Source organism: Streptomyces sp. NPDC032472 (genome assembly GCF_040636955.1).
In the GTDB taxonomy this organism is placed as follows: Bacteria; Actinomycetota; Actinomycetes; order Streptomycetales; family Streptomycetaceae; genus Streptomyces.
Window position 1 is genome coordinate 1 of sequence record NZ_JBEZVK010000014.1, and the last position, 16,112, is coordinate 16,112.

At 71.3% G+C, this 16,112-nt stretch carries 15 protein-coding genes; 6 read left to right on the forward strand and 9 right to left on the reverse strand.

Annotation, left to right across the window (positions count from 1 at the left end; translation table 11 throughout):
- Window positions 1–413: 413 nt before the first annotated feature.
- The gene (locus tag AB0F11_RS11400) at window positions 414–1,055 is read right to left on the reverse strand and encodes a DNA-3-methyladenine glycosylase (protein WP_362170842.1); all 642 of its coding nucleotides are present in this window, start codon (window positions 1,053–1,055) and stop codon (window positions 414–416) included.
- Window positions 1,056–1,151: 96 nt separating this feature from the next.
- Here AB0F11_RS11400 and AB0F11_RS11405 point away from each other — a divergent pair, with 96 nt between their 5' ends.
- The 3 genes from AB0F11_RS11405 to AB0F11_RS11415 all read left to right on the forward strand — a co-directional run bounded on the left by AB0F11_RS11405 (window position 1,152) and on the right by AB0F11_RS11415 (window position 3,177).
- Window positions 1,152–1,934: a sporulation protein gene (locus tag AB0F11_RS11405; RefSeq protein ID WP_361915889.1), complete on the forward strand. Its 783-nt coding sequence runs from the start codon at window positions 1,152–1,154 to the stop codon at window positions 1,932–1,934.
- Window positions 1,935–1,990: 56 nt separating this feature from the next.
- Window positions 1,991–2,524, forward strand: a complete 534-nt coding sequence (locus AB0F11_RS11410) for a YbhB/YbcL family Raf kinase inhibitor-like protein (RefSeq protein ID WP_362170845.1) — start codon at window positions 1,991–1,993, stop codon at window positions 2,522–2,524.
- A 149-nt stretch (window positions 2,525–2,673) separates the two neighbouring features.
- On the forward strand, window positions 2,674–3,177 hold the full coding sequence (locus AB0F11_RS11415) for an HNH endonuclease (protein ID WP_362170848.1): 504 nt from the start codon (window positions 2,674–2,676) through the stop codon (window positions 3,175–3,177).
- A gap of 81 nt (window positions 3,178–3,258) precedes the next feature.
- Here the strand turns inward: AB0F11_RS11415 and AB0F11_RS11420 are convergent, their stop codons facing one another.
- From AB0F11_RS11420 to AB0F11_RS11435, 4 genes are all read right to left on the reverse strand, one after another.
- A complete protein-coding gene (locus tag AB0F11_RS11420) occupies window positions 3,259–4,029 on the reverse strand; it encodes a sulfite exporter TauE/SafE family protein (protein ID WP_362171190.1) in 771 nt (256 codons plus the stop codon).
- 148 nt (window positions 4,030–4,177) lie between these two features.
- Complete coding sequence (locus AB0F11_RS11425; protein WP_362170851.1) at window positions 4,178–5,182, reverse strand: SPFH domain-containing protein; 1,005 nt, start codon at window positions 5,180–5,182, stop codon at window positions 4,178–4,180.
- Between the two features lie 87 nt (window positions 5,183–5,269).
- Complete coding sequence (locus AB0F11_RS11430; RefSeq protein WP_362170854.1) at window positions 5,270–5,698, reverse strand: NfeD family protein; 429 nt, start codon at window positions 5,696–5,698, stop codon at window positions 5,270–5,272.
- 58 nt (window positions 5,699–5,756) lie between these two features.
- Window positions 5,757–6,554 carry an ABC transporter ATP-binding protein gene (locus tag AB0F11_RS11435; RefSeq protein WP_362170857.1) on the reverse strand — a complete coding sequence of 266 codons (798 nt, stop codon included), beginning with the start codon at window positions 6,552–6,554 and terminating at the stop codon, window positions 5,757–5,759.
- Between the two features lie 147 nt (window positions 6,555–6,701).
- Here AB0F11_RS11435 and AB0F11_RS11440 point away from each other — a divergent pair, with 147 nt between their 5' ends.
- A complete protein-coding gene (locus tag AB0F11_RS11440; protein WP_362170860.1) occupies window positions 6,702–7,484 on the forward strand; it encodes a hypothetical protein in 783 nt (260 codons plus the stop codon).
- 75 nt (window positions 7,485–7,559) lie between these two features.
- Here the strand turns inward: AB0F11_RS11440 and AB0F11_RS11445 are convergent, their stop codons facing one another.
- The 3 genes from AB0F11_RS11445 to AB0F11_RS11455 form a co-directional block, all read right to left on the reverse strand.
- Window positions 7,560–7,808: a chaplin gene (locus AB0F11_RS11445; RefSeq protein WP_362170863.1), complete on the reverse strand. Its 249-nt coding sequence runs from the start codon at window positions 7,806–7,808 to the stop codon at window positions 7,560–7,562.
- Window positions 7,809–7,942: 134 nt separating this feature from the next.
- Window positions 7,943–8,635: a response regulator transcription factor gene (locus AB0F11_RS11450; protein ID WP_362171192.1), complete on the reverse strand. Its 693-nt coding sequence runs from the start codon at window positions 8,633–8,635 to the stop codon at window positions 7,943–7,945.
- Between the two features lies 1 nt (window position 8,636).
- Window positions 8,637–9,767, reverse strand: a complete 1,131-nt coding sequence (locus AB0F11_RS11455; protein WP_362170866.1) for a GAF domain-containing sensor histidine kinase — start codon at window positions 9,765–9,767, stop codon at window positions 8,637–8,639.
- Window positions 9,768–10,240: 473 nt separating this feature from the next.
- Between AB0F11_RS11455 and AB0F11_RS11460 the strand changes: the two genes are divergently transcribed.
- Window positions 10,241–10,927: a transglycosylase SLT domain-containing protein gene (locus AB0F11_RS11460; RefSeq protein WP_362170868.1), complete on the forward strand. Its 687-nt coding sequence runs from the start codon at window positions 10,241–10,243 to the stop codon at window positions 10,925–10,927.
- Between the two features lie 102 nt (window positions 10,928–11,029).
- Here AB0F11_RS11460 and AB0F11_RS11465 read toward each other — a convergent pair whose 3' ends face one another.
- Entirely contained in the window at window positions 11,030–13,585 is a 2,556-nt protein-coding gene (locus tag AB0F11_RS11465) for an FHA domain-containing protein (RefSeq protein WP_362170871.1), read from the reverse strand.
- Between the two features lie 1,248 nt (window positions 13,586–14,833).
- Here AB0F11_RS11465 and serB point away from each other — a divergent pair.
- Window positions 14,834–16,033, forward strand: coding sequence for a phosphoserine phosphatase SerB (gene serB / locus AB0F11_RS11470; RefSeq protein ID WP_362170874.1), 1,200 nt, complete (start codon window positions 14,834–14,836; stop codon window positions 16,031–16,033).
- The last annotated feature ends 79 nt before the right edge of the window (window positions 16,034–16,112 follow it).

The window sequence follows — 16,112 nt, forward strand, 5'->3', positions numbered from 1 at the left end:
TCAAAGGAACCTCATCCACCGAAGTGGACGGGGTATCAACTTCTGGCGTTGATTTTTGGCACGCTGTTGAGTTCTCAAGGAACGGACGCTTCCTTCGTACTCACCCTCTCGGGCTTTCCTCCGGGCTTTCGTTCTTCGTTTCCGACTCTATCAGACTCTTTCGTGTCCGATTCCCGGTCGAAGCGGGTTTCGCTTTCCGGTTCCCGCTTTCGCGTTTCCCTTTCGGCGTTCCACCACTTTAGCGCTTGCCCTCCGCAACTCATAATCGAGCCGCCGGATTCGAATTCGGGCATGCCGAATTCGACCCCGTCAGGGGGTAAGTCGTAGGTGGTGGGTTGGCCGCTGCGGGGGCTGTCGATGACAGTGACCCGTTCCAGCGGCTCGGGATACGTTAGGCGTCTGCCAAGGGCGAGTCAAGTTGAACGGCGGCGCGGCGCATGGGCGCGGTACGGGCTCACCGTCGGGTCGTGTGTGATCCAGTAGCGGTAGGGGTGCCCGGCGCCGGCGCCGCCGACTCCCGTGCGGGGGCCGTTGCTGACCAGGTCGCGCGGGGTGGGGGTGCCGGCCAGCAGGGACAGCGGGGAATCGGGGCCCGCGCAGAGGTCGGTGCCGTCCAGGGCGCGGTCCACGGCCAGGGCGGTCGCCAGACGGGCCGGGCCTTTGGCGAGTTCCTTGTTGCTTCTGGCCGAAAGTCGACGTTTGCGGGCCAGCTCGGCGCCCACCGTGATCTCGCCCGCCCGCAGCAGGACACCGCTCGCGTGGCCCGGCGGACCGCACACCAGGTTGAGGCTGAACCACATGCCGTAGATGAAGTAGACGTACGCGTGTCCGGGCGGACCGAACATCGATGCGTTGCGCTGGGTGCGGCCGCGGTAGGCGTGGGAGCCGGGGTCGGCCTCGCCCTCGTACGCCTCCACCTCCGTGATGCGCAGTTCCATGGGGCCCTCGGGAGTGCGCCGGACCAGGATGCGGCCGAGGAGGTCCGGGGCCACGGTGAGGACCGGTCGGTCGAAGAAGGACCGGGGCAGGGGCGTACGGTCGGTGCGCGCGCTCATCCGGTCGAGCGTAGTGGAACGCGTCCTCCTGCAACCGGGCCCTAAGGTTCCGCGTATGTAAGGGGTAGTCGCACGAGCCTTCAAGGGGAGTCAGGAATGGGGTTCAAGAAGCTGTTCGCCGCGCTGGGTGCCGGTGGTGCTTCCGTGGACACGATCATCACCGAGCCGAACGTGGTGCCCGGTGGCATCGTCCAGGGCGAGGTCCGCATCCAGGGCGGGTCCGTGGAGCAGCAGATCGAGGGGCTGAACGTCGGCCTCCAGGCCCGGGTCGAGGTGGAGGGCGGCGACCAGGAGTACAAGCAGGACATCGTCTTCACCAAGCAGCGGCTCGGCGGCGCCTTCAAGGTGCAGCCCGGCGCCCTGCACGTGGTGCCGTTCGGTCTGGAGATCCCCTGGGAGACCCCGATCACGCACTTCGAGGGTCACCACCTGCACGGGATGAACATCGGGGTGAGCACCGAGCTGGAGATCGCGCGTGCGGTGGACGCCGGCGACCTCGACCCGATCAACGTCCACCCGCTGCCGGCGCAGCAGGCGATCCTGGACGCGTTCCGCCGCCTCGGCTTCTCGTTCCGCAGTGCGGACATGGAGCGGGGGCACATCCGCGGCACGCGGCAGTCGCTGCCGTTCTACCAGGAGATCGAGTTCCTGCCGCCGTCGCAGTACCGCGGTCTGAACCAGGTGGAGCTGACGTTCATCGCGGACGGCCGCGAGATGGACGTGGTGCTGGAGATGGACAAGAAGTCGGGTCTGTTCACCGAGGGCAGCGACACGTACCGCTGCTTCCAGGTGGGGCTGCACTCGTACGAGGGCACCGACTGGGCCGCCTACCTCAACCAGTGGATCGCTTCGGTGGGTTCGCAGCGCAACTGGTTCTAGGCTCGGGGCCGGTGCCGGGGCCGTCCGGCACCGGTTCGCGATCAGGAGGTTCAGCTGTGGCCGAGCAGAAGAGGGCGCCCCTTCCGCACGACTTCCATCCGGAGGTCCACGCGTTCTCGGTGGAGAGTGCCGACCTGCAGCCCGGTGCGGACTTGGGTGACGCCCAGGTCCTGGAGGGCGGGAACGTCTCGCCGCACCTGCGGTGGGAGGGGTTCCCGGAGGGCACGAAGAGCTTCGCGGTGACCTGCTTCGACCCGGATGCGCCGACGGGCAGCGGGTTCTGGCACTGGGTGCTGTTCGACCTGCCCGCTTCGGTCACGGAGTTGCCGGCCGGGGCGGGCAGCGGGAAGTTCGAGGGCCTGCCCGCCGGGGCGGTGCACGTGCGCAACGACTACGGCACGAGGGACTTCGGCGGGGCTGCCCCGCCGGCCGGGGAGCGGCACCGGTACGTGTTCACGGTGTACGCGGTGGACCAGGAGAAGCTGGGTCCGGGTGCGGACGCGACGCCTGCGGCGGTCGGGTTCAACCTGCGCTTCCACACGCTGGGTCGGGCGCAGCTGATCGGTGAGTACGAGGCGCCCGCGGGCTGATCGTTCGCTTTCCGTTTGCCCGGTCCTGGTCTAAAGGCGACCAGGGCCGGGCATTTTTATTGCGTTGTCCCGCGTGGCGCGCGCGGCCAGAGTGGGTGCGGGCCCTGCAGCCAGGGTGGTCGCGGGCCTGCGCACGGGAGGTGGGCGAGATGCGGGACACGCTGGTGCTGAATGCGAGCTTCGAGCCGCTGTCGACGGTGACGTTGAACCGGGCTGTGGTCCTGGTGCTCCAGGACAAGGCGGTCGTCGAACAGTCGCATCCCGAACTGCGTGTCCGTGCTCAGGCGGTGGAGTTGCCGGTGCCGCGGGTGATCCGGTTGTGCCGGTACGTGCGGGTTCCGTTCCGAAGACATGCCCCGTGGTCGCGGCGGGGGGTGCTGGTGCGTGACCAGCACCGGTGCGCGTACTGCGGGAAACGCGCGACGACGGTGGACCACGTGGTGCCGCGGGCGCAGGGCGGCGGTGACACGTGGCTGAACACGGTGGCCTCCTGCGCGGAGGACAACCACCGCAAGGCGGACCGGACGCCGGAGCAGGCGGGGATGCCGCTGCTGCGCAGGCCCTTCGTGCCGACGCCCACGGATGCGATGCTGTTCGGTCTCGCTACCGAGGAGCGGGAGGCACTGCCGGAGTGGCTGGCGCCGTCGGCGTAGAGCTGCTGTGTGCGTGTGACGACGTCCCGTCCCCTTCCTTCGAGGGGGCGGGACGTCGTCATGTGTGTGAGGGGGCGCCGGTCAGCGCAGCAGGAGTTGGACGATGGCGAGGGTGCCGACGGCGACGATGACGGCGCGCAGGGCGGTCGGCGGGAGGCGGCGGCCCACCTTGGCGCCGATCTGGCCGCCCAGGGTCGAGCCGACGGCGATGAGGATGACGGCCGTCCAGTCGAAGTCGGCGACGAAGAGGAAGACGACGGCGGCGATCCCGTTGACGAGGGCGGCGATCACGTTCTTGACGGCGTTGATGCGCTGCAGGTCCTCGTGGAGCAGCAGGCCCATGAGGCCGAGGTAGAGCACGCCCTGGGCGGCGCCGAAGTAGCCTCCGTACGCGCTGGAGAGCAGCATGCCGGCGAGCAGGGGCGTTCCGCCGTCGGGGTGGGCGGTGTCGGTGCCGGCGGCTTCCTGGCGGCCGCGCAGGGCGGCTGCGAGGCGGGGCTGGAGGACGACGAGCACGAGGGCGAGTCCGATGAGGACGGGGACGATCGTGTCGAAGGAGTCCGAGGGCAGGGTGAGGAGCAGGACGGCGCCGGCGAATCCGCCGATGAGGGAGACGGCGCCGAGGCGGAGGATGCGGGCGCGCTGGCCGCGGAGCTCCTTGCGGTAGCCGAAGGCCCCGCTGAGGGAGCCGGGTACGAGGCCGAGGGTGTTGGAGACGTTGGCCGTGACCGGGCTGAGTCCGGTGGCGAGCAGGACCGGGAAGGTGATGAGGGTGCCTGAGCCGACGATGGTGTTGATGGTGCCGGCGCCGATGCCGGCGGCGAACACCGCGGCTGCTTCCCAGGGGGACATCGACATGGACGACATTGACGGCATGAACGACATGAACGTGGACATGGACCGGGCCATCCCCTTTGCATGAGTGAGACGCCTCCCCGCCATGAAGGTCGAGGGGCCTCACTGATCATGCAGGAGGGGACGGGCCGTCCGTGCTCGGGGGTCAGTCGATCGGGGGCTGCTCGCGGCGGTCCCCGCCGTTGGTCCCGTTGTTGCCGTTGTTTCCGTTGTTGTTGCCGTTGTTGCCGGTGGACTTGGCGGAGTTGAGCGGGTTGAAGCCCGATCCTCCGCTCATGGGGCCGAAGTTGCCCATGGCGCCGGAGAGGCCCTTGAGCGCGTCGCCGATCTCGCTGGGGACGATCCAGAGCTTGTTGGCGTCGCCTTCGGCGATCTTCGGGAGCATCTGGAGGTACTGGTAGGCGAGGAGCTTCTGGTCGGCGTCGCCGGCGTGGATGGACTCGAAGACGGTGCGGATGGCCTGCGCCTCGCCTTCGGCCTTGAGGGCGGCGGCCTTGGCCTCACCCTCGGCGCGCAGGATCGCGGACTGCTTCTCGCCCTCCGCCTTGAGGATCTCCGACTGCCGGACGCCCTCGGCCTGCAGGATGGAGGCGCGCTTGTCGCGGTCGGCGCGCATCTGCTTCTCCATCGAGTCCTGGATGGAGGTCGGCGGGTCGATGGCCTTGAGCTCGACGCGGTTGACGCGGATGCCCCACTTGCCGGTGGCCTCGTCGAGCACGCCGCGCAGGGCTGCGTTGATCTCCTCGCGGGAGGTCAGGGTCCGCTCCAGGTCCATGCCGCCGATGATGTTGCGCAGTGTGGTGACGGTGAGCTGCTCGATGGCCTGGATGTAGCTGGCGACCTCGTACGTCGCGGCGCGGGCGTCGGTCACCTGGTAATAGATGACGGTGTCGATGTTGACGACCAGGTTGTCCTGGGTGATGACCGGTTGCGGCGGGAACGGCACGACCTGCTCGCGCAGGTCGATGCGGTTGCGGATGGAGTCGATGAACGGGACGACGATGTTGAGGCCCGCGTTGAGGGTGCGGGTGTAGCGGCCGAATCGTTCGACGATGGCGGCGCTGGCCTGCGGGATCACCTGGATCGTCTTGACCAGGGCGATGAAGACCAGAACCACCAGGATGATCAGGACGATGATGATCGGTTGCATGCGGTTCCCCGTGCCTTTCCGGCTGTCTTTGCTGCCCCGTTGAAGCGGAGTCTCGCAGACCCCGGGGCCGCGGGTCGGCTCCTTGGCTCACATGACGACGGCGGTGGCTCCGTCGATCTCGACTACGTCCACCTGCTGGCCCGGTTCGAAGCTGCAGTCGGCGTCGAGGGCGCGGGCGGACCAGATCTCGCCCGCGAGTTTGATGCGGCCTCCGCTGCCGTCGACCCGTTCGAGGACGAGGGCGGTTCTGCCTCTCAACGCGTCGATGCCGGTGCGGTGTTGGGGCCACTGGTCGCGGTGGTGGTTGGCGATCGAGCGGACGACGGCCGTGAGCGCGACCGACACGATGACGAAGACCAGGACCTGGGCGACGGTTCCCCCGCCGAAGGCCGCGGTGACGGCGGCCGCGACCGCGCCGACGGCGAACATGCCGAACTCCGGCATGGCGGTCAGGACGAGGGGGATGCCCAGTCCGACCGCGCCGATGAGCCACCACACCCACGCGTCGATGTTCACATGGTCATGGTAGGTCGGGCGGGCGCGGTCGGGACAGGGTGCGGTCGCCGGGCAGGGCTCAGCGCAGGGGCAGGCCCTGGGCGGTCCAGCGGTCGCCGTTCTGCTCGACGATGAGCGGGAGGCCGAAGCAGAGGGAGAGGTTGCGGGAGGTGAGTTCGAGGTCGATGGGGCCGGCGGTGACGACCTTGCCCTGGCGGATCATCAGGACGTGGGTGAAGCCGGGGGCGATCTCCTCGACATGGTGGGTGACCATGGCCATGGAGGGCGCGAGCGGGTCGCGGGCGAGCCGGCCGAGCCGGCGTACGAGGTCCTCGCGGCCGCCGAGGTCGAGGCCGGCGGCGGGCTCGTCGAGGAGGAGCAGCTCGGGGTCGGTCATCAGGGCGCGGGCGATCAGGGTGCGCTTGCGCTCGCCCTCGGAGAGGGTGCCGAACTTCCGGTCGAGGTACTCGGTCATGCCGAGGCGGTCGAGGAAGGCGCGGGCACGCTGCTCGTCGACCTCCTCGTACTCCTCCTGCCAGGTGGCCGTCATGCCGTAGGCGGCGGTGAGGACGGTCTCCAGGACGGTCTGGCGCTTGGGGAGCTTGTCGGCCATGGCGATGCCGGCCATGCCGATGCGGGGTCGCAGCTCGAATACATCGACACCGGGCTTGCCGAGGGTGCTGCCGAGGATGGTGGCGGTGCCCTTGGTGGGGAAGAGGTAGCTGGAGGCGACGTTGAGCAGGGTGGTCTTCCCGGCGCCGTTGGGGCCGAGGATGACCCAGCGCTCCCCTTCCTTGACCGACCAGGAGACCTGGTCCACCAGAGCCCGGCCCTCGCGGACCACGGATACGTCCTCAAGCTCCAGTACATCGCTCATGAGCGCGTTGTCTCCCCTTGCAGTGTCGGTTCGTCTGTGCACCGGTAGGCGGCGCAGCCCCAGAGGAAAACCTACGCCACTCGGCGAGCGGTCCGGGCGCCAGGACGGCAGCGGGGCCGGATCCGGGCCGGTCCGTAGAGTGGGGGGATGCTTTTCGAACCACGTTCAGGGCGGCTGGCCGCCTGGGGGAACGCGCTGCTGGCCGGTCTGGTCTCGCCCGACGAGGCCGTGCTGTCGATCGTGGGCGCGGATGCCGTGCACCGGGTGGAGGGGCTGCCGGGCGAGCCGGCTCCGGTGGGGCTGACGCTGGCGCTGGGGCGGCTGCGGGCGCTCGGGGTGAGCGGGCTGCGGGTGGCGCTGCCGGCGCCGGGGCATCCGCTGGGGCTGAGCGGGCCGCCGGAGTTCAATGCGCGGGCGCTGGAGGCCGAGGAGGCGGTGATCGCGGTGGGGGCGGCGCTGGGTCTGGTGCCGGAGGTCCGCGAGGCCGGGCCGACGGGTGACGTGCACGTGGAGGTGGTGTGGCACTGCCTGCCGGTGCGGGAGGCGCCGCCGGCGGACGTGCCCTCGCTCGGCGAGGCGGAGCGGGAGCTGGCCGAGGCGGTGCGGGAGGCGACGGTGGTGCTGACGCGGCTGGACGTGGCGGCGTCGGGGCCGGTGGCGGAGGCCGCGCTGTCGGCGTACCGGGCGCGGGCGGAGGCCGGGCGGGAGGTGCTGGCCCCGGGGTACCCGGCGCGGGCGGTGCGGGTGCTGGCGCTGGCGCAGCGGGTGGACCTGCTGGTGTCGATGGCGTACGAGCGCGGGCACGGGGGTGCGGTGGCGGCGTCGGAGATGGCGGCGCGGGCGGAGGCGCTGCGTCCGGTGGAGCGGGTGGCGCGGCGTGCGCTGGTCGCCGCGTACAACGCTGCGGTGGAGGAGCGGGAGCGGGGCTGACCGCGGGCCGGGACGGCTGCGGCCCTGCCTCCCGGGGAGAGTGGGGGAGGCAGGGCCGGGGGCGGGGGCTGTGCGTCAGTGGTTGACGCCCGTGTTGCCCCAGACGCCGTTCAGCAGGCCGACGACGGTGACGGTGTTGCCGACCACGTTCACGGGGATGTCCACGGGGGCCTGGACCAGGTTCCCGGAGGCCACGCCGGGCGAGCCCGCCGCCTCGCCGCAGGCCGAGGCGCCGCTGCCGTGGGCCGAGGAGACGCCGGCTCCCGCGGCAAGGAGGCCGCCCGCGATCAGGGTGATGGCAGTGGCCTTCTTGGTGTTCTTCACGATCTCGTCCTCCCGAGCGTCTGCCGCGGCCGTCCGCCGCGGCACGCCATGGAGAACGTCCGCCCGGCGCGGGGGATACGCCGTGTGGGCGACATCCACCCGACAGTATGAATTCCGTAACGGAGCGGGCGCGGTCAGCCGGCGCCGTTCCGGACGGCCCACAGCGCCGCCTGGGTGCGGTCCGCGAGGTCCAGTTTCATCAGGATGTTCGAGACGTGGGTCTTGACGGTCTTCTCGGACAGCACGAGAGCGCGGGCGATCTCCCGGTTGGAGCGGCCGTCGGCGATGAGGGAGAGGACCTCCTGCTCCCGGTCGGTCAGGGAGCCGCCGCGGCCGGTGGCCGGCTGCTCCTCCTGGGACAGCAGCGCCTCGGCCACCTCCGGCTGGAGCAGGACGTGCCCGGCGTGGACGGAGCGGATGGCCGCGGCGAGGGCGTCGGGGTCGATGTCCTTGTAGACGTATCCCGCCGCGCCGGCCCGCAGGGCGGGGACGACGGTGCGCTGCTCGGTGAAGCTGGTGACGATGAGTACGCGTGCGGGGTTCGCCTGTGCGCGCAGCCGGCGCAGGGCCTCGATGCCGTCGGTGCCGGGCATGGTGATGTCCATGAGGATGACGTCGGGCCGCAGCTCCTCGGCGCGGGCGGCGCCCTCGGCCCCGTCGGCGGCCTCGCCGACGACCTCGATGTCGTCCTGGACCTCCAGGAAGGTGCGCAGGCCGCGCCGGACGACCTGGTGGTCGTCGACGAGCAGGACGTGAATGCGGTGGCGGTTGCTGCCGGGAGTGGTGCTGGGGCTGGTGCCGGTGCGGCTTCGGCTCCGGTCGGGCATGTCAGCCACCGGGGACCTCCATCTCGATCGTGGTGCCCGTGCCGGGCTCCGAGTGCACGGTGAGGCGGCCTCCGGCTCCGCTCGCGCGGTCGCGCATGGAGACCAGGCCCAGGTGGCGGCCGGCCGCGCGGACCGCGCCGGGATCGAAGCCGCGGCCGTTGTCGGCGACGGTCAGGGCGGCTCCGGCGCCGCGGCGGGCGAGGACGACCTCGACCCGGTCTGCGCCGGAGTGGCGCAGGGCGTTGTGGAGGGCCTCCTGGGCGACGCGGAGCAGGGCCTCCTCCTGCGCGGCGGGCAGGGCCCGTATCCCGGCGCAGGTGAAGGTGACGTGTGCGGTGTGGGCGCGGTCCAGGACGCGGACCTGGTCGCGGAGGGTGGCGACGAGGCCGTCCTCGTCGAGCCCGGCGGGCCGCAGCTCGGTCACGGCGGCGCGCAGTTCGTCGGCGGCCTCGGCGGCGAGCGCGGCGACCTGCTGGAGCTCGTCCTTGGCGCGGGCCGGGTCGCGGTCGACGAGGGCGGCGGCCGCCTGGGCGGTCAGCCGCAGGGAGAACAGCTTCTGACTGACGGCGTCGTGCAGCTCGTGGGCCAGGCGGGAGCGCTCCTCGGCGATGGTCAGTTCGCGGCTGCGCTCGTAGAGGCGGGCGTTGGTCAGGGCGATGGCGGCGTGCTGGGCGAGGAGGGCGAGGAGCTCCTCGTCCTCCTCGGTGAAGCCGCCGGGGCCGTTCTTGTTGGCGAGGAAGAGCGCGCCGAGGGTCTCCTCGCCGTCGCGGATGGGCCGGCCGAGGAAGTCGGACATCTCGGGGTGGGCGGCGGGCCAGCCCTCGAAGCGGGGGTCCTTGCGTACGTCGGCCAGCCGCTCGGCGCCGTCCTGGTGGAGCATCGCGGCGAGGATGCCGTGCTGGCGGGGCAGCGGGCCGATGCGGCGCCACTGCTCCTCGCTGATGCCGTCGACGACGAACTGGGCGAAGCCCCCGTGGTCGTCCGGGACGCCGAGGGCGGCGTAGCGGGCGTCGAGCAGTTCGCGGGCCGAGGCGACGATCGTGCGCAGGACGTCGCGCACCTCGAGCCGGCGGCTCATGGCGAGCAGCGCAGTGCTCACGGCGGCGAGGCCGCGGCCGGGTCCGTTGTCCATGGGATCACCGTACTCGCGGCTGTGACCTGCGGAATCGGGCGGTGGCGCGGCGGGCGGGGGCGGTGCGGGGTCGTGCCGGAGGAGGGGGTCGGCGGACGGATGCCCGCCCTGGGGAGGAGGGGTCGGGGCGGTTTCCTCATACCTGAGGTGGATATCCGATGACGGATTGCATTGCAGCGGCAACCGATGGTGAAACCGTTACGTGGCCGATGTGAGCCCGCGCATAGGACCCAGGTCACTTACGAAGGGGCCTAGTACGCGCGTGAAGGCTGCGTCAGCGCTGGTCTTCCGGGTCCGGGGGCCGCAATCCCAGGTTTGCTGAGGGGCCGTGATCCACTAAGCGGCTTCGTACGTCACACCTTTGCCAGCCGTTTTTGCCCCCGCTAAGAATTGCTCCCGTCGCACGGCGCCGCGGATCCCGGATCATCGCGGCGCTTTCCTGCGGCTCCCGCGATTCGAAGAGGTGGCTACGCATGTACGAAACCGGCATACCCGGCAAGCTCCGTCGTCTGACCAAGACGCACAAGATGTTCGTCGCCGCCGCCACCATGGGCGCCGCCGCCCTGGCCGCCACCGTCGTCCCGGCCGCCACCGGCAACTCCGGCACCGCCGAGGCCGCTGTCGCCGCCCCCGCGGCCTGGACCCAGGTCGTGGACGGTACGCAGGCCCAGACCGCGCAGGTCGGCCTCGTCGCCCAGCAGACCATCGCCGCCTCCCGCGCCCAGGACGCGGCCGCCGCCGCGAAGGCCAAGGCCGAGGCCGAGGCCGCAGCCGCCGCGAAGAAGGCCCGCGAGGCGAAGGCGGCCGCCAGCCGCTCGGCCGCCCGCAAGCCCGTGTACGCGAACAACCTTGACGGCTGGATCAAGGAGTCGCTCGCGATCATGAAGGCACACAAGATCCCGGGCACCTACAACGGCCTGTACAAGAACATCATGCGCGAGTCGAGCGGCAACCCGCGGGCGATCAACCTGTGGGACATCAACGCCAAGAACGGCGTCCCCTCGATCGGCCTGCTGCAGATCATCAAGCCGACCTTCCTCGCGTACCACGTCCCCGGCACGCCGCTGGACCAGTACCACCCGGTCGCCAACATCGTCGCCGCGGCCAACTACGCCGCCGACCGCTACGGCTCGATCGACAACGTCAACAGCGCCTACTAGGCCTCTGGCGAGCAGCCTCTTCGTACGCCTCAGGGCGGCACCCGGATCCGGGGGTGCCGCCCTGAGGCGTTTGGGGTGCGGGACCGTGCGGGGCCGGTCCTGCTAGTTGCGCATGACCTCGGGCTCGTGGCGGCGCAGCAGGCGCTGGACCGCGAAGCCGCAGGCGATGCCGAGGGCGAGCAGGACGATGACGTTCAGCGTCCACTGGCCGGCCGTGGCGTCCCACAGCGGGTCGGTGTTCTCCGGGTGCTGCTGGTCGAACGGCGCCATCAGCTTGCCGAGGTTCAGGGTCGTACCGGCGGCGGCGATGGCCCAGCGCGACGGCATCAGCCACGCGAACTGCTCCAGGCCGGGCTTGTCGTAGATCTGGAACAGCAGGCCCGTGAACACGACCTGGACGATCGCGAACATGACCAGCAGCGGCATGGTCTTCTCGGCGGTCTTCACCAGCGCGGAGATCACCAGGCCGAACATCATCGAGGTGAGGCCGAGCGCGATCACCGAGATGCAGAGCTCGGTGGCCGGGTCCGTGAACACGCCCTCGACGGGGAGCTTGCGCGGGGTGAAGGCGATCGCGCACATGATCACGCTCTGGAAGGCGGTGATGACGCCGAGGACGATCACCTTCGACATCAGGTACGCCGAACGGGACAGGCCCGTCGCGCGTTCCCGCTCGTAGATGACCCGCTCCTTGATCAACTCACGGACCGAATTGGCGGAACCGGAGAAGCACATGCCGACCGCGAGGATCAGCATGATCGTGCCGGCGTCGCCGTTGAAGCGGCTCGGCGGCGTCGGCGGCGCCAGGCCGAACTTCGCCGGGATCACCGTGGAGACGATGCCGATGACCGCGGGCATGATCACCATGAGGGCCAGGAAGCCCCTGTCCGAGGCGATGACCGACAGGTAGCGGCGCATCAGCGTCCACAGCTGGTCGCCCCAGCCCTGCGCCTTCGTCGGGATCATCTGCTGCGGCTGCATCGCGACCTGCTGCGGGGCGACCGCGTCGAGGTCGGCGGCGTACAGCTGGTAGTGCTGCGAGCCCTTCCAGCGGCCGGCCCAGTCGTAGTCGCGGTAGTTCTCGAACGCCGAGAAGACGTCGGCCCACGTGCTGTAGCCGAAGAAGTTCAGCGCCTCGTCCGGCGGACCGAAGTACGCGACCGAGCCGCCCGGCGCCATCACCAGCAGCTTGTCGCACAGCGACAGCTCGGCGACGGAGTGGGTGACCACCAGGACCGTGCGGCCGTCGTCGGCGAGGCCGCGCAGCAGCTGCATGACGTCGCGGTCCATGCCCGGGTCGAGGCCGGAGGTCGGCTCGTCCAGGAAGATCAGCGACGGCTTGGTGAGCAGCTCCAGGGCCACGGACACACGCTTGCGCTGACCGCCCGAGAGCGCGGTGATCTTCTTGTCCTTGTGGATGTCGAGCTTGAGCTCGCGCAGGACCTCGTCGATGCGGGCGGCGCGCTCGGACTCGGCGGTGTCGCCCGGGAAGCGGAGCTTGGCCGCGTACTTCAGGGCCGTCTGGACCTTGAGCTCCTTGTGCAGGATGTCGTCCTGCGGGACCAGGCCGATGCGCTGGCGGAGCTCCGCGAACTGCTTGTACAGGTTGCGGTTGTCGTACAGGACCTCGCCCTGGTCGGCGGGCCGGTAGCCGGTCAGCGCCTTGAGCAGCGTCGACTTGCCGGAGCCGGAGGGGCCGATGACGCCGATCAGCGACTTCTCCGGGACGCCGAAGGTGACGTCCTTCAGGATCTGCTTGCCGCCGTCGACCGTGACCGTGAGGTGGCGGGCCGAGAAGGAGACGTCGCCGGAGTCGACGAACTCCTCCAGGCGGTCGCCGACGATCCGGAACGTGGAGTGGCCGACGCCGACGATGTCGTTCGGGCCGAGCTGCGCGGTCCCGGACTTGGGCAGCGGCTGGCCGTTGACGTACGTGCCGTTGTGGCTGCCGAGGTCGTGGATCTCGAAGCGGCCGCCGGTGGAGCGGAACTCCGCGTGGTGGCGCGAGACCTGGAGGTCGGAGACGACGAGCTCGTTGTCCAGGGCACGACCGATGCGCATGACGCGGCCGACGGCGATCTGGTGGAACGTCGTCGGGCTGCGGTCGCCGCCGTAGCCGGGCTGGGCCGCGGGTGCGGCGGCGCCCTGCTGGTGCGGGAACTGCGGCTGCTGGTGCTGGGGCTGCGGCTGGTGCTGCTGCGGCCAGCCCTGCTGCGGCTGCTGGGCCGGCGGCTGGTAGGCCGGAGCCTGACCCTGCACCGGCGCCTGGTAGGCGGGCGCCTGCGCCTGGGCCGGAGCCTGGTACGCCGGCGCCTGCTGCTGCGGCGCGGCCTGGTGCGGCACACCGTGCGCGTGCTGCGCTGCGCCGGCGACGCTCAGATTCAGCCGCGGGCCGTCGGTCGCATTGCCCAGGTGGACGGGCGTGCCGGGCACGAGCTCCGTCTGCTGGACCCTCGCACCGTGCACGTACGTGCCGTTGGTGCTGCCGTGGTCCTCGATGCCCCAACCCCGGCCGTTCCAGGCGATGGTGGCATGGCGCCAGGACACCCGGGCGTCATCGATCACGACGTCTCCCTGGGGGTCGCGCCCCAGCGAGTACGACCTGGACGGATCGAGCGTCCAGGTCCTTCCGTTCAATTCCAGTACGAGTTCCGGCACTCCAGCCCCACTTAGGTCCCCCGAGAATCCCCCTGGCCGTCAGGGAGTCCGACGCCAGGGAGTCTAGGGATGGCTAACATCCGGGGGAACTATTTCAGGCCTGCGCCCACATGTGGAATCGGGGCCTTGCCGGGGCGGCTACGCCTGCCCGTTGACGGGGTCGAAAGCCACCCGGAGAGTGCGATACGGGACTTCTCGCCGGTGGATCCCGCTCCCGTACGGCGCGCTCACGGCACGCGTCGGGGGCATCGCATGCGCCGCATTCGTTGGGGAAACGTGATCGTTTCCGGTGCGGCGGCCGCCGGCGGGCCCCTCGCCGCAGTGGCCCCGGCCGCCGTGGCGCTCGCGCTGCCCGCGACCGGGGACGCCGGCCGGGCACCGCCGGGGGTACCGCCCGGGGGTACCGCCGGGGGTACCGCCGGGGGTACGGCTGCGCGGAGCCTCTCCCCCACCCCGCTTCGTACCGCGCCGGCAGCCGCAAGCCCCCAACGGGCAAGGCCTGACCCTTCACCCCCGCTGCGCGGATCCGTTCCCCTCCCTGGCCCTTCCCGCTGTGCCGCATGTGCGGCTCCGCCGCGTGGCGGGCTCCGCCCGGACCCGGTTCCGGGCGCTTCGCGCCCGGTGCGCTCAAACGCCGCGGGCTGGATTCATCCAGCCTCGCCCGCGTTTGAGGCGCGGGGTCCGGGGCGGAGCCCCGATCTTTGAGCCGCGCCGGCGATTGAGGCGGGCGGGGGCCGGGGCCGCAGGCCACGCCCGCGGCGGAGCCGCTGATCGGTACTGCGGGAAGGGGCGGGGTGGGGTGGGCTCCGCACAGTGGTCGGGTTCTCGGTGGCACCCGCGCCGGCCGCTCGTGCCGGCGCAGGCCGACGGTGTGCGCCCGGCTGCGGCCCGCGGTGGTGGCGGTGCTGCTGGGGGTGGTGGCGGCGTTCGCCGCAGCGGTATGGACGGCCGCGGGCGGTGACCGGCCCGAGCGGGTGCGGGGGCCGCGCTGCTGAGGGCGCCGTCGACCGGGGCCTGGACCCGGGGTTCCGCAGGGCTGACCGCGGCGGTGCACGGGCGGGCCACCTCCGCGGCGGGCCGCCAGCTGCGCGGCCGAGGCCGGGGCGGCCGCCGGCGCGTGCGCCGTTCGGCCCGCCGCCTTCGACGCCGCCTCCCCCGGCCCTCGGGCCGGGCCGCCGGGGCGCGGTGGTCCCGGTGGGTGGGACGGGGGTCGGCCTGCGGAGGGTGGGAAGATACGGTGAGAGCACCATGAGCGCTTCGCAGACCTCCGACGTCCCCACCCTCCTCGTCAAGATCTTCGGCAAGGACCGTCCCGGGATCACCGCCGGGCTGTTCGACACCCTCGCCGCCTACTCCGTCGACGTCGTCGACATCGAGCAGGTCGTCACCCGCGGCCGCATCGTCCTGTGCGCCCTCGTCACCCGACCGGCCGGCGGCGCCGAGGGCGAGCTGCGGGCCACCGTCCACAGCTGGGCCGAGTCGCTCAAGATGCAGGCCGAGATCCTCTCCGGCACCGGTGACAACCGGCCGCGCGGCAGCGGCCGCTCCCACGTCACCGTCCTCGGGCACCCGCTGACCGCCGAGTCCACGGCGGCGATCGCCGCCCGGATCACCGCCACCGGCGGCAACATCGACCGCATCTTCCGCCTCGCGAAGTACCCGGTGACGGCGGTGGAGTTCGCCGTCTCCGGCTGTGAGACCGAGCCGCTGCGCACCGCCCTGGCCACCGCCGCCGCGCACATCGGCGTCGACGTGGCCGTGGTCTCGGCCGGCCTGCACCGCCGGGCGCAGCGCCTGGTCGTCATGGACGTGGACTCCACCCTGATCCAGGACGAGGTCATCGAGCTGTTCGCGGCGCACGCGGGCTGCGAGGCCGAGGTCGCCGAGGTGACCGAGCGCGCGATGCGCGGCGAGCTGGACTTCGAGCAGTCGCTGCACGCGCGCGTGGCCCTGCTGGAAGGGCTCGACGCGTCCGTGGTGGACAAGGTCCGCGCGGAGGTGCGCCTGACGCCGGGCGCCCGCACCCTGATCCGGACCCTGAAACAGCTGGGCTACCAGGTGGGTGTGGTCTCCGGCGGGTTCACGCAGGTCACGGACGATCTGCAGGAGCGGCTGGGGCTGGACTTCGCCTCGGCCAACACCCTGGAGATCGTCGACGGCAAGCTGACGGGCCGGGTCACCGGCGACATCGTGGACCGGGCGGGCAAGGCCCGGCTGCTGCGCCGCTTCGCGGCGGAGGCGGGCGTACCGCTGGAGCAGACGGTGGCCATCGGCGACGGGGCCAACGACCTGGACATGCTGAACGCGGCCGGGCTGGGCGTGGCCTTCAACGCCAAGCCGGTGGTCCGCGAGGCCGCGCACACCGCGGTGAACGTGCCGTTCCTGGACACGGTGCTGTACCTGCTGGGGATCACCCGCGAGGAGGTCGAGGCGGCCGGTCTGACCTGAGCTGTCCCCTCCCGACACCGGAAGGACGGGCCCCGGCGGATCGACCGCCCGGGGCCCGTCCCCGTTGTCCGTGCGCCGC